This is a genomic window from Vibrio cholerae, assembly GCF_008369605.1.
Classification (GTDB): Bacteria; Pseudomonadota; Gammaproteobacteria; order Enterobacterales; family Vibrionaceae; genus Vibrio; species Vibrio cholerae.
In genome coordinates, this window is sequence record NZ_CP043554.1 from 2,483,465 (window position 1) to 2,495,643 (window position 12,179).

At 49.9% G+C, this 12,179-nt stretch carries 14 protein-coding genes and 1 tRNA gene; 11 read left to right on the top strand and 4 right to left on the bottom strand.

Going from position 1 to position 12,179, the window contains the following annotated elements; all coding sequences use genetic code 11:
- Positions 1–52 precede the first annotated feature (52 nt).
- Both F0316_RS11530 and F0316_RS11535 read right to left on the bottom strand, forming a co-directional pair.
- Positions 53–1,159 carry a PilT/PilU family type 4a pilus ATPase gene (locus F0316_RS11530; protein WP_095471735.1) on the bottom strand — a complete coding sequence of 369 codons (1,107 nt, stop codon included), beginning with the start codon at positions 1,157–1,159 and terminating at the stop codon, positions 53–55.
- A 14-nt stretch (positions 1,160–1,173) separates the two neighbouring features.
- Positions 1,174–2,211 carry a type IV pilus twitching motility protein PilT gene (locus F0316_RS11535; RefSeq protein ID WP_000350195.1) on the bottom strand — a complete coding sequence of 346 codons (1,038 nt, stop codon included), beginning with the start codon at positions 2,209–2,211 and terminating at the stop codon, positions 1,174–1,176.
- A gap of 25 nt (positions 2,212–2,236) precedes the next feature.
- Here F0316_RS11535 and F0316_RS11540 point away from each other — a divergent pair, with 25 nt between their 5' ends.
- The 7 genes from F0316_RS11540 to hemW all read left to right on the top strand — a co-directional run bounded on the left by F0316_RS11540 (position 2,237) and on the right by hemW (position 7,037).
- Positions 2,237–2,947 (top strand): YggS family pyridoxal phosphate-dependent enzyme, encoded by a 711-nt coding sequence (locus F0316_RS11540; protein WP_001256653.1) that lies wholly within the window; start codon positions 2,237–2,239, stop codon positions 2,945–2,947.
- Positions 2,948–2,999: 52 nt separating this feature from the next.
- Positions 3,000–3,818 (top strand): pyrroline-5-carboxylate reductase, encoded by an 819-nt coding sequence (gene proC, locus F0316_RS11545; RefSeq protein ID WP_000437946.1) that lies wholly within the window; start codon positions 3,000–3,002, stop codon positions 3,816–3,818.
- A 53-nt stretch (positions 3,819–3,871) separates the two neighbouring features.
- On the top strand, positions 3,872–4,429 hold the full coding sequence (locus F0316_RS11550) for a YggT family protein (RefSeq protein ID WP_001087261.1): 558 nt from the start codon (positions 3,872–3,874) through the stop codon (positions 4,427–4,429).
- Positions 4,429–4,719, top strand: coding sequence for a DUF167 family protein YggU (gene yggU / locus F0316_RS11555; protein ID WP_142576200.1), 291 nt, complete (start codon positions 4,429–4,431; stop codon positions 4,717–4,719). Before F0316_RS11550 ends, yggU begins: the two co-directional genes overlap by 1 nt.
- 45 nt (positions 4,720–4,764) lie before the next feature.
- Positions 4,765–5,196 (top strand): DUF4426 domain-containing protein, encoded by a 432-nt coding sequence (locus tag F0316_RS11560; RefSeq protein WP_001233674.1) that lies wholly within the window; start codon positions 4,765–4,767, stop codon positions 5,194–5,196.
- Positions 5,197–5,265: 69 nt separating this feature from the next.
- Positions 5,266–5,868: an XTP/dITP diphosphatase gene (locus tag F0316_RS11565; RefSeq protein WP_032474046.1), complete on the top strand. Its 603-nt coding sequence runs from the start codon at positions 5,266–5,268 to the stop codon at positions 5,866–5,868.
- Positions 5,862–7,037 (top strand): radical SAM family heme chaperone HemW, encoded by a 1,176-nt coding sequence (gene hemW / locus F0316_RS11570; RefSeq protein WP_084980914.1) that lies wholly within the window; start codon positions 5,862–5,864, stop codon positions 7,035–7,037. The genes F0316_RS11565 and hemW overlap by 7 nt, the downstream gene beginning before the upstream one ends.
- A gap of 235 nt (positions 7,038–7,272) precedes the next feature.
- Here the strand turns inward: hemW and glsB are convergent, their stop codons facing one another.
- Complete coding sequence (glsB, locus tag F0316_RS11575) at positions 7,273–8,193, bottom strand: glutaminase B (protein WP_000805059.1); 921 nt, start codon at positions 8,191–8,193, stop codon at positions 7,273–7,275.
- 236 nt (positions 8,194–8,429) lie between these two features.
- Complete coding sequence (trmB, locus tag F0316_RS11580) at positions 8,430–9,149, bottom strand: tRNA (guanosine(46)-N7)-methyltransferase TrmB (RefSeq protein ID WP_000005581.1); 720 nt, start codon at positions 9,147–9,149, stop codon at positions 8,430–8,432.
- A gap of 240 nt (positions 9,150–9,389) precedes the next feature.
- On the opposite strand from trmB, the gene mutY reads away from it, so the two are divergent.
- From mutY to F0316_RS11600, 4 genes are all read left to right on the top strand, one after another.
- Positions 9,390–10,451 carry an A/G-specific adenine glycosylase gene (gene mutY / locus F0316_RS11585; RefSeq protein ID WP_149560496.1) on the top strand — a complete coding sequence of 354 codons (1,062 nt, stop codon included), beginning with the start codon at positions 9,390–9,392 and terminating at the stop codon, positions 10,449–10,451.
- Between the two features lie 13 nt (positions 10,452–10,464).
- Positions 10,465–10,737 (top strand): oxidative damage protection protein, encoded by a 273-nt coding sequence (locus F0316_RS11590; RefSeq protein ID WP_000124738.1) that lies wholly within the window; start codon positions 10,465–10,467, stop codon positions 10,735–10,737.
- A gap of 101 nt (positions 10,738–10,838) precedes the next feature.
- Complete coding sequence (mltC, locus tag F0316_RS11595) at positions 10,839–11,966, top strand: membrane-bound lytic murein transglycosylase MltC (RefSeq protein WP_001230184.1); 1,128 nt, start codon at positions 10,839–10,841, stop codon at positions 11,964–11,966.
- A gap of 109 nt (positions 11,967–12,075) precedes the next feature.
- Positions 12,076–12,151, top strand: a tRNA-Phe gene (locus F0316_RS11600).
- Positions 12,152–12,179: the final 28 nt, after the last annotated feature.

Genomic DNA, 12,179 nt, shown 5'->3' on the forward strand with positions numbered 1-12,179 from the left:
AAATTCGCTTGAGTTGCAGGGCATAAAAGCAAAGCGCACAAAATAAGCACCGCTACTCCATATCAATCTTCACATTCTGCAAAGAGCCGCTGCCGTAGTCATCTCCACGCTTGGTTTTGAGCATCAAACGCAGATCGTTGGCTGAATCGGCACTGTGCAGGGCATCTTGCTCACTGATTTTGTCATCCACCACTAGCTGGTATAAGGCTTGATCGAAAGTTTGCATCCCCACTTCCTGCGAACGAGCCATGGTCGCTTTCAGCTCATGCAGTTCACCGCGGCGAATTAAATCCGCGATACGCGGGCTATTGAGCAACACTTCAAACACCCCGTGTCGACCTTTGCCATTTTTATCGCGCAATAATTGCTGGGCAATCACGCCTTTGAGGTTGAGTGACAAATCGAGCAAAAACTGCTCACGCTGCTCTTTCGGCACTAAATGCAAAATCCGCTCTAACGCTTGGTTGGCGTTATTGGCGTGCAGCGTGGCCATACACAAATGCCCTGTTTCCGCGAAAGTCATCGCGTATTCCATGGTTTCTCGGCTGCGGATTTCACCAATCAAAATCATATCGGGGGCTTGGCGCAGCGAGTTTTTCAGCGCGATTTCATAGCTTTCGGTATCGAGCCCCACTTCTCGCTGCGTCACGATACAGCGCTTGTGTTCATGCACAAACTCAATGGGATCTTCGACCGTCAAAATATGCCCGGTGCGATGCTGATTACGATAGCCAGTCATGGCTGCCATAGTGGTCGATTTACCCGAACCGGTTGCGCCAACCACCAACACTAAACCGCGTTTGGCAATCGCCAAATTTTGCAGCACTTCAGGCAATTTCAGTTCTTCAAAGGTGGGAATGCGCGTTTCAATCCGGCGGATCACCGCCCCCGGCAATTCACGTTGGAAAAATGCACTGACCCGAAAACGGCCACTGTCACGCACCACAGCAAAATTCGCCTCGCGCGTCTGCTTAAATTCTGCTTGCCTTGCGTCATCCATCATCGCATGCAATAAGGCCGTCACATCCGCCACGCTGAGCGCTTCACCTTGTGCACGCAATTCACCATCGACTCGATACAAAATCGGTGCACCCACCGTAATGTACAGATCCGATGCTTTATGAGTCAGCATGCCATCCAGATATTGATTCAACTCCATCTGTCTTTACCTACCTAAAATGCTTTTAAATCCAACTCGATCTTGCTCTGTACTTCTTGCGCATCCACCACACCACGCGCGATCAGCTGTTTGGCGTTTTGCTCCATGGTTTGCATGCCGTGTGCGGCACCGGTTTGGATGATCGAATACATCTGCGCCACTTTATCTTCACGGATCAAGTTCCGGATCGCTGGCGTTGCCAGCATGATTTCATGACACGCAACACGGCCACCCCCGACGCGTTTTAGGAGTTTTTGCGCAATAACCGCACGCAGCGATTCCGACAACATGGAACGCACCATGTCTTTGTCGCTGCCCGGAAAAACATCGATAATCCGGTCAATGGTTTTCGCCGCCGAGCTGGTGTGCAGAGTGCCAAATACCAAGTGACCGGTTTCTGCCGCAGTAAGCGCCAAGCTAATCGTTTCTTGGTCACGCAGCTCACCGACGAGGATCACATCTGGGTCTTCACGCAATGCCGAGCGCAATGCATTTTTAAAACTGTGGGTATCACGGTGCACTTCGCGTTGGTTGATCAAACACTTATTGTTGCTGTGCACAAATTCAATCGGATCTTCAATGGTCAAAATATGCTTATTGTGATGAGCATTGACATAGTTCACCATCGCCGCCAAGGTCGTCGACTTACCCGAGCCCGTTGGCCCAGTCACTAAAACTAACCCTTTTTCATAATTGGCAATTTTGCTGAAGATTTCAGGAGCATCCAGTTGCTCTAGCGTCGGGATGACAGTGGGAATGGTACGAAACACCGCCGAGCATCCGCGCGCTTGATGAAACGCGTTAACCCGGAAACGGCCAACATTAGGCAGTTCAAAAGAAAAATCGACTTCTAATTTCTCTTCATATTCACTGCGCTGGGCATCATTCATGATCTCAAAAATCAAGCGATGTACATCAGAATGGGTAAAAGCAGGCACGCCAAGCTTCCTAACTTCGCCATCAATCCGTACCATAGGCGGAACACCTGCGGAAAGATGTAGATCTGAGGCGTTATGTTTTACACTAAATTCCAGTAACTCAGCGATATCCATTTAAATTCCTTAATAAAGTCTGGCTATGCGTAGTATTCAACAAAACATTGAACATATCACTGCACAGATTGAGAGCGCACAACAAAAGTGTGGACGCGCTCGAAGCAGTGTGCAACTTCTCGCGGTAAGTAAAACTAAACCCGTCGAGGCAATTCTTGAGGCGACTCAAGCAGGTCAACGCTACTTTGGTGAGAATTATGTGCAGGAAGGTGTGGATAAAATCCGCTATTTTGCCGAACATCACCCGCAGTTAGCACTGGAGTGGCACTTTATCGGTCCACTACAGTCGAATAAAACGCGCTTAGTGGCAGAGCATTTTGACTGGGTTCACACCATTGATCGCGAGAAAATTGCCTTGCGCCTCAGTGAACAGCGCCCTGTGAATATGCCACCGCTGCAAGTGCTGATTCAGGTCAACACCAGCGGTGAAGCCTCAAAATCAGGCATCGAACCGCAGCAATTATTTACACTAGCTGAATTGATTTCTCGTCTGCCAAACCTCACCTTAAGAGGGCTGATGTCAATTCCTGAGAACGTGCCGGATTACCCTGCGCAACTGGCGGCATTTACCCAATTAGCCGAATTGCAGCAACAACTGGCTCAGAAATACCCGCAGATTGACACCTTATCCATGGGTATGAGTGGCGACATGCAAGCAGCGATTGAAGCAGGCAGCACCATAGTGCGTATTGGTACCGCGATTTTCGGCGAGCGCGATTACAGCCGCAACGCTTAACGTTTGGGATGCTCGTTGCAACGAGTGCCCCTTTTAGATTTGAGAGTATCGAATGGAACAGAGAAGCATCGCCTTTATTGGCGCAGGTAACATGGCACGCGCCATCATTGCGGGATTGATTGCCAGTGGTTACGCCGCCGATAAGATCATTGCAACCGCCCCTTCACTCACGCGCCGCGAGCCTCTTGAAGCGCAATACGGTATTCGCACCACCAGCGATAACCTTGCTGCGGCGCAACAAGCGGATGTGGTGGTGTTAGCGGTCAAACCGCAGCTGATGGCTGAGGTGTGTAAACCGCTGCAAGCGGTCGATTTCTCTGGAAAGTTGGTTATCTCGATTGCGGCGGGTGTGTCAGTCAAAAGACTCAATGAGATGCTGGCCACCCAGCTCAATTTAGTGCGTGTGATGCCCAATACGCCATCACTGGTAAACCTTGGCATGAGCGGTTTGTACGCCCCTGATTCGGTGAGCGAAGTGGATAAAGCCTTTACCACACAACTGATGCAAAGCGTGGGCGAAGTGTGCTGGGTAGACAACGAATCTGGCATCAACAGCGTGATTGCCGCCGCAGGGAGTGCTCCTGCTTATTTCTTCTTGTTTATGCAAGCCATGCAGCAAGAGGCGATGGCGCAAGGCTTTGATGAAGCCACCGCCCGTTTGTTAGTACAACAATCGGCTCTCGGTGCTGCCGCCATGGTCAAAGCCAACCCAGAACTCTCACTGGCCACTTTGCGTGAACAAGTGACATCAAAAGGCGGCACCACGGCGCAAGCGATCCAGACGTTTAACGATCACCAACTCAGCGACATCGTTGCCAAAGCGATGCAAGCGGCGGTAACACGCGCGCAAGAGATGGAACAACTGTTTTAATGTTTAAGGCGTCCACTCAAACTGAGCGGTCGCCAAATCAATAAGGGCAACTTATGAATTCACTAAGCTTTCTCATCAACACCCTATTTGACCTCTACATCATGGTGGTCATTTTGCGCATTTGGCTGCAAGCCGCGCGCGCTGATTTCTACAATCCGTTTTCGCAATTTATCGTAAAAGCGACCCAACCCGTGGTCGGCCCGCTGCGCCGTGTGATCCCATCGATTGGCAGCATTGATTTAGCCACCATCGTTTTTGCGTACGTCCTATGCGTACTGAAATTCATGGCCTTAGTCTTGATTGCCTCCAGCGGCTCAGTGTCGTTCAGTGCTGATTTCCTCTTCCTCGGCTTGCTCTCTCTGATCAAAGCTGCAGGCGGCTTGTTGTTCTGGGTATTGTTGATCCGCGCGATCCTAAGCTGGGTCAGCCAAGGCCGCAGCCCAATCGAATACGTGTTCCATCAATTGACTGAACCTATGCTCGCGCCGATCCGTCGCATTATTCCGGTGATGGGCGGCTTTGATCTCAGCATTCTGGTGCTGTTTATTGTGCTGCAATTTGCCAACTTCCTGATGGGCGATGTGATTGGTCCTATCTGGTATCAGTTGTAATGGCTGCCGCATGGCGCGAAGGAGATGACTTACTGCTGCGGCTCTATATTCAACCCAAAGCGAGCCGCGACAGCATTGTGGGTCTACATGGTGAAGAACTCAAAGTCGCCATCACCGCGCCGCCGATTGATGGTAAAGCCAACGCACACTTGAGCAAGTATCTCGCCAAGCTGTGCAAAGTGGCGAAAGGTTCGGTGGTGATCGAAAAAGGCGAGCTAGGACGCCACAAACAAGTGCGAATCCTACAGCCAAGCCAGATCCCAACTGAGATTGCAGCACTGATTGAATAATCACACTCCCTCTTTGAGGGAGTTTTTTCACAAGGAAAATCGATTATGCGTAAATGGATGATGTCACTACTGCTCACCCTATTGGCTTTGCCAGCGAGTGCTGAGCAGCAAAAAACCATTAAAGATATTGAAGTGCACTATTCGGCGTTCAATTCAACCTTTTTAACCCCTAAGGTGGCGAGCAGTTATCAGCTGACGCGCAACGGCTATACCGCAATTCTCAATATCAGCGTGTTAGATCGCGCGTCACTCGGCAAACCGGCGACCGAAGCCAAGCTGACCGGCCATGCCAAAAACCTGATTGGTAACTTGCGTGAACTGAGCTTTAAGCAAGTCAAAGAAGGCAACGCGATTTACTACTTGGCGGAAGTGCCGATCAGCAATGAAGAGATGCTGACGTTTGATATTGATGTCGATGCCGGCCTAAAAGGGGCGGGAAAACTGACCTTCAGCCAAAAGTTCTATACCGAACAGTAATTTTATAGAAGACATGGGGAATCTACGACGCAGCCGTCGGGTTTCCCCATATAAACTACAGAGAACAGCATGAAAAAGATCGTTTTAGCCACGGGCAATCAAGGCAAAGTGCGTGAAATGGCGGACCTATTGTCCGATTTTGGGTTTGATGTCGTCGCGCAAAGCGAATTCAACGTCCCTGAAGTGGCAGAAACAGGCACCACTTTTATTGAAAATGCGATCATCAAGGCACGTCATGCCGCGCAAATTACTGGCTTACCGGCGATTGCCGATGATTCCGGTTTGGAAGTGGATTACCTAAACGGTGCGCCGGGCATCTATTCTGCGCGCTACGCGGGCGAGCATGCCAGCGACGGCGACAATCTCAATAAGCTGCTAGTGGCGATGCAAGATGTGCCAGACGACCAGCGCAGCGCGCGTTTTCATTGTGTACTGGTGTTGATGCGCCACGCCGATGATCCAACGCCTATCGTTTGCCACGGCAAGTGGGAAGGCAAAATCCTCACCGCACCACACGGCAGCAATGGCTTTGGTTACGACCCCATTTTCTGGGTTCCGGAAGAAAACTGTGCTTCTGCTGAGCTAGAACCGGTACGCAAAAAACAGCTTTCACACCGCGGCAAAGCCCTGCAAAAACTGTTCAAAGCGATTGAAGAGCAGCGTACATGCTAACGCCTCCACCGCTTAGCCTATACATTCATATTCCGTGGTGCGTGCAGAAATGCCCGTATTGCGATTTCAACTCGCACGCGCAGAAAGGCGAGATTCCTGAGCAAGAGTATTTGGATGCGCTGCTGGAAGATCTGGATCGCGACATCGAACGTTACCAGCTCAAGGGCGATCCGCGCCTGCTGCACTCGATCTTTATTGGCGGTGGCACACCGAGCCTTATCTCAGCAGAAGGGATCGCGCGCTTGCTGCAAGGCGTTGCCGAGCGTATTGCGTTTAAGCCAGAGATTGAAATCACCATGGAAGCCAACCCCGGCACGATTGAAGCGCAGCGTTTTGCTGGCTATCGCACCGCTGGGGTTACACGTATTTCGATTGGTGTGCAGAGTTTTGAGCCAGAAAAATTAGCGCGTTTAGGGCGCATTCACGGTCAACAAGAAGCGGTACGCGCCGCTCAGCTCGCCCATCAAATTGGCCTCAACAGCTTTAATTTGGATTTGATGCACGGCTTACCAGATCAAACGCCAGAGCAAGCACTGGCTGATTTGGATCAGGCGATCGCGCTCAATCCGCCGCATCTCTCTTGGTATCAACTGACGATTGAACCCAACACGCTGTTTTACTCGAAACCGCCCAAGCTGCCAGATGAAGATGCGCTATGGGATATTTTCGAGCTCGGCCATCAAAAGCTCAGTGATGCAGGGTATGTGCAGTATGAGATTTCCGGCTATAGCAAACCGGGCTATCAGTGTCAGCACAACCTCAACTATTGGCGCTTTGGGGATTACCTCGGGATTGGCTGTGGCGCGCACGGTAAACTGAGTTTTGCTGATGGACGGATTGTCCGTACCACCAAAACCAAGCACCCGCGCGGCTACTTGGCAGCGTTGAACAATCTGGCCAAAGCTTATTTGGATAGCGAGCAGTTGGTTGCCGATCAAGACAAGCCGTTTGAGTTTTTTATGAACCGCTTTCGCTTGATTGAGCCCTGCCCGAAAGCCGATTTTACTGCCACCACGGGACTTACTATTGACGTGATCCGCCCAACCTTAGATTGGGCGCTCAGTGAAGGTTATCTCAGTGAAGATGATCAGCACTGGCAAATCACGGAAAAGGGCAAACTGTTCCTCAATGATCTGCTCGAAGCCTTTATGGCTGATGAAGAAGAATAACCAAGAGGCGCATGCGCCTCTTTATTTTTATCTTTTATACCCAGACTACTTGCAGTTGCAGGTAGGCGGCAAACGAGTGACAAATTTGTCTGGAACAAATTTGCACAGCCATCGGCTGGCCTTTGGTGAGAGCCAAAGATGGCTCTCATAATCCCCATGAACATAGATCTACTATGTGATTGGGGAGAGCGAATACTGCCAACACCGCTGCAGCTTCAAGTAGAAAGGGGATAGCTTAGAAAATTGAGCGACCAATCCGCTGCGCGAGTAACTCTAACGCGCGAGTCCCCGCGAGCGAGTTACCCGATTGATCCAGCGCGGGGGACCACACTGCAATCGTCATTTCTCCCGGCACCACAGCAATAATCCCACCGCCAACACCTGATTTTCCGGGCATACCGACTCGATAGGCAAACTCTCCTGCCCCATCATACAAGCCGCACGTGGCGAGTAAGGCATTGGTTTGTTTGCTTTGGGTTGGGGTTATCACCGTTTCCCCCGTCACCACAGAAACACCTTTGTTGGCCAGATAGCTGAAGGTTTTCGCCAGCTCAACACAGCTCATTTTCAATGCGCAGGCGTGAAAATAGTTGTGCAGTACCGGAATAACCTCATTGTGGAAATTGCCAAAAGAACGCATCAAATAGGCAATCGCCGCGTTGCGATCACTGTGCATCATCTCCGATGCTGCCACAACTTTGTCATAAGCAATGAGCGGCTCACCGCTGAGTTGGCGTACAAACTCCAACAGACGCTGACGAGGTGCAGAGAGGCGACTTTGCAGCATGTCGCACACCACAATCGCGCCGGCATTGATAAATGGATTACGCGGAATTCCATGCTCCATCTCAAGCTGAATCAATGAGTTAAATGCTTGCCCTGAAGGCTCTTTACCCACGCGGCTCCACAGTTCATCTGGCTGATACAAGCCCATCGCGAGCGTCAAGCTCAGCACTTTGGATATCGACTGAATCGAAAACCCTTCCTGCGCATCGCCTGCCGTGATGACTTCCCCTTGATTGGTGAACACGGCAATGCCCAATTTTTCACTCGGCACTTTGGCGAGTGCGGGAATGTAATCGGCGACGATGCCTTTGCTGGTGAGCGGGCGAACTTCTTCAATAATGCTGGCTAAAATCTCTGCTGTTGGCTTCATGGTTGACTCTTTATTATTAGTTTGTCTCAAGCTACTTCAGCTTATCCGTAGCCTGAGGATTAGGGTCAAAAAAGCCAACATCAAATGTTGGCTTAAGCAAAATTTTCTATACCCAAACTACTTGGAGTTGCAGCTAGGCGGCAAGTGAGTTCATCCCCATGAGCATAGACAGACTATGTGATTGGGGTGAATGAACGTAGCCAACACCGCTGCAGCTTCAAATAGGAAGGGGATATTTAAGCAGTGCGTTGGTACTTAATGTCCCACACGCCATGACCTAAACGGTGACCACGCTGCTCAAACTTAGTCAGCGGGCGCTCATCAGGACGCGGAATGTAATCGCCATCGGTAGCCAAGTTAGCAAAACCGGGCGCTTGATTCATCACTTCAATCATGTGTTCTGCGTAGTTCTCCCAGTCGGTTGCCATGTGGAATACACCGCTGCCGATAATGAGCTTTTGGCGTACCATTTCAGCAAATTCAAGCTGCACGATACGGCGCTTGTGGTGACGCTTCTTGTGCCAAGGATCTGGGAAGAATAATTGCAAAGTGTGCAGGCTGTTATCTGGGATCATGTGTGCAAACACTTCCACCGCGTCATGGCACATTACACGCAAGTTAGTCACACCCGCTTCACGCGCCGAAGCCAAACAAGCACCGACACCTGGGCTGTGCACTTCGATGCCGAGGAAGTTTTTCTCAGGTGCGTTTTTCGCCATTTCGACCAAAGACGCGCCCATGCCAAAACCAATCTCCAACACAACCGGATTATCGTTACCAAACACCTGTTGCCAATCCAACAGCTCTGGCTGGTAATCAATCCCCATGGTTGGCCAGCACTCTTTCATTGCGGCTTCCTGGCCTTTGGTCAAACGACCTTCACGACGAACAAAGCTACGAATACGACGCAGCACTTTGCCATCTTCGGTATATTCCTGGGTGATGACTTCGCTCATTTCTATTGCCTGCACATTACTAAATCAGAGCGGGAATTATCCAAAGAATCGTCAACGGTGCAAGTGTTATTACTGACCGTTCACTATCCTGCCCTCAAACTCTTTGCCGCTGCCGCTAACACAACCACAGCTTCAAATTACAAGGAGGGAGAATATCCCCAATGTTTGTCGGTTTTACTTCACCACCAATCTGTGGTGCAATTTTGCTCCACTAGTTTAGACAATAATAATGAGCAAGTCGTGACTCCTTTTGCACAGGCCATCCTTACTTGGTATGACGCCTACGGCCGCAAAAACCTGCCGTGGCAACAAAATAAAAATGCGTATCGCGTTTGGTTATCGGAAATCATGTTACAGCAGACCCAAGTCGCGACCGTGATCCCCTACTTTGAACGCTTTTTAGAACGCTTCCCGAGCGTACACGCCCTCGCGGCAGCACCGCAAGATGAAGTGCTGCATTTCTGGACTGGGCTTGGCTACTACGCAAGGGCGCGCAATCTACATAAAGCGGCGCAAACCGTAGTGAATGAATATGGCGGCGAGTTTCCGACTGATTTAGAGCAGATGAATGCGCTACCCGGTGTTGGTCGTTCCACCGCGGCAGCCGTGCTCTCTTCTGTGTATAAAAAACCGCATGCGATTTTGGATGGCAACGTGAAGCGCACGTTAGCGCGCTGCTTTGCCGTTGAAGGCTGGCCGGGGCAAAAAAGTGTCGAAAACCAGCTTTGGCATTATGCAGAAATGCACACGCCAAGTGTGGATGTTGATAAATACAACCAAGCCATGATGGATATGGGCGCAATGATCTGCACTCGCAGTAAGCCAAAATGCAGCCTGTGCCCAGTAGAATCGTTTTGCCTTGCCAAGCAGCAAGGCAACCCCCAAGAGTATCCGGGCAAGAAACCGAAAACCGATAAACCCGTCAAAGCCACTTGGTTTGTCATGCTCTATCACGACAATGCCGTCTGGCTTGAGCAGCGCCCGCAAAGTGGAATTTGGGGCGGCTTGTACTGCTTCCCGCAATCAGAGATCGCCAATATTCAAACCACCATAGATCAGCGCGCCATCGGCGATAGCACAATAACATCGCAGAAAACCCTGATCGCATTTCGCCACACCTTTAGCCACTACCATCTCGATATCACGCCGATTTTGCTGCAATTAAGCCGCAAACCGGACATCGTCATGGAAGGGAGCAAAGGTCTTTGGTATAACTTAAGCCAACCCGATGAGATTGGTCTCGCGGCACCAGTGAAACAACTGTTGCACAGCTTACCTTTCGACATTGATAGCCACATTTAAAGAGGAAGAGTGAATGGCTCGCACCGTATTTTGTACCCGATTGCAGAAAGAAGCCGATGGCTTGGATTTCCAACTCTATCCCGGCGAACTGGGCAAACGCATTTTCGACAACATCTGCAAAGAAGCTTGGGCACAATGGCAGACCAAACAGACCATGCTGATCAATGAGAAAAAGCTCAACATGATGGATCCTGAGCACCGCAAGTTGCTGGAGCAAGAGATGGTGAACTTCCTGTTTGAAGGTAAAGAAGTCCATATCGAAGGTTATACACCGCCTGCAAAGTAGGAAATTTCGGATTTCATCTGCTTGCAAAAAATGACATCATGCCGCTGGGTTATGATGTCATTTTCGTATCAGGAGTAGCGAAAGTTCGCTTTAGGAGGCGCATGAGAAAGTTAGTGTTATGTATCACCGCTCTATTATTGAGTGGCTGTAGTCGTGAATTTATCGAGAAAATTTACGATGTTGATTACGAACCCACTAACCGTTTCGCCAAGAACTTAGCCGAATTACCCGGACAGTTTCAGAAAGACACCGCCGCACTGGATGCATTAATCAACAGCTTCTCCGGCAATATCGAAAAACGTTGGGGACGCCGCGAGCTAAAAATCGCCGGAAAAAGTAACTACGTCAAATACATAGACAACTACCTTAGCCGCTCTGAAGTCAACTTCACCGAAGGTCGAATCATAGTAGAAACCGTTTCGCCCATCGATCCTAAAGCCCATTTACGCAATGCGATCATCACCACCTTACTGACTCCCGATGATCCCGCGCACGTCGATCTTTTCTCCTCGAAAGATATCGAACTCAAAGGCCAACCCTTTTTGTATCAGCAGGTACTCGATCAAGATGGTCAGCCAATCCAGTGGTCATGGCGCGCTAACCGTTACGCCGATTACCTCATCGCTAACCATTTGAAAGTGAAGCAAGTCGATTTCAAAAAAGCCTATTACGTCGAAATTCCGATGGTCAAAGATCAAATCGATATCCGTGGCTACAAATACGCCAGTATCGTGCGTAAAGCTTCTCGCAAATACGACATCCCGGAAGATCTGATCTACGCGATCATCAAAACCGAAAGCAGTTTCAACCCCTATGCGGTGAGTTGGGCCAACGCTTATGGCTTAATGCAAGTGGTTCCTAAAACCGCAGGACGGGATGTGTTCAAGCTGGTCAAAAACCGCTCTGGCGAACCCAGCCCCGAGTATCTGTTTAACCCAGAAAACAACATTGATACGGGTACGGCCTATTTTTACATCCTGAAAAATCGCTATTTGAAAGAGGTTCGCCACCCCACCTCTCTCGAATACAGCATGATTTCTGCCTATAACGGCGGCACTGGCGGAGTGTTGAGTACCTTTAGCAGTGATCGTCAACGCGCCATGCGTGACCTTAATGCCCTGCAACCTAACCAAGTGTATTGGGCATTAACCAAAAAACATCCGAATGCGGAAGCGCGTCGTTATCTGGAAAAAGTGACCAAATTTAAGAAGGAATTTAACGCGGGATAACAAAAAGCCCGCAGTTTGCTGAAAATAACGGCAATCAAACTGATTTTTCGAAATATTTCAAAAAACAGGTTGACGGGGAAAGGGAAAATCCGTTTAATAGCGCTCCGTTGCCCGGATAGCTCAGTCGGTAGAGCAGAGGATTGAAAATCCTCGTGTCGGTGGTTCGATTCCGCCTCCGGGCACCACGAATTTTAGATTGTTGGTGTAAGACAC

What these genes read in the sequence shown, in the direction of transcription:
- F0316_RS11590 (WP_000124738.1), top strand. Translation starts at nt 10,465, where the DNA reads ATGGCTCGCACCGTATTTTGTACCCGATTGCAGAAAGAAGCCGATGGC.
- yggU (WP_142576200.1), top strand. Translation starts at nt 4,429, where the DNA reads ATGGCTGCCGCATGGCGCGAAGGAGATGACTTACTGCTGCGGCTCTAT.
- F0316_RS11535 (WP_000350195.1), bottom strand. Translation starts at nt 2,211, where the DNA reads ATGGATATCGCTGAGTTACTGGAATTTAGTGTAAAACATAACGCCTCA.
- proC (WP_000437946.1), top strand. Translation starts at nt 3,000, where the DNA reads ATGGAACAGAGAAGCATCGCCTTTATTGGCGCAGGTAACATGGCACGC.
- mltC (WP_001230184.1), top strand. Translation starts at nt 10,839, where the DNA reads ATGAGAAAGTTAGTGTTATGTATCACCGCTCTATTATTGAGTGGCTGT.
- F0316_RS11550 (WP_001087261.1), top strand. Translation starts at nt 3,872, where the DNA reads ATGAATTCACTAAGCTTTCTCATCAACACCCTATTTGACCTCTACATC.
- F0316_RS11540 (WP_001256653.1), top strand. Translation starts at nt 2,237, where the DNA reads ATGCGTAGTATTCAACAAAACATTGAACATATCACTGCACAGATTGAG.
- F0316_RS11560 (WP_001233674.1), top strand. Translation starts at nt 4,765, where the DNA reads ATGCGTAAATGGATGATGTCACTACTGCTCACCCTATTGGCTTTGCCA.
- glsB (WP_000805059.1), bottom strand. Translation starts at nt 8,193, where the DNA reads ATGAAGCCAACAGCAGAGATTTTAGCCAGCATTATTGAAGAAGTTCGC.
- F0316_RS11565 (WP_032474046.1), top strand. Translation starts at nt 5,266, where the DNA reads ATGAAAAAGATCGTTTTAGCCACGGGCAATCAAGGCAAAGTGCGTGAA.
- F0316_RS11530 (WP_095471735.1), bottom strand. Translation starts at nt 1,159, where the DNA reads ATGGAGTTGAATCAATATCTGGATGGCATGCTGACTCATAAAGCATCG.
- hemW (WP_084980914.1), top strand. Translation starts at nt 5,862, where the DNA reads ATGCTAACGCCTCCACCGCTTAGCCTATACATTCATATTCCGTGGTGC.
- trmB (WP_000005581.1), bottom strand. Translation starts at nt 9,149, where the DNA reads ATGAGCGAAGTCATCACCCAGGAATATACCGAAGATGGCAAAGTGCTG.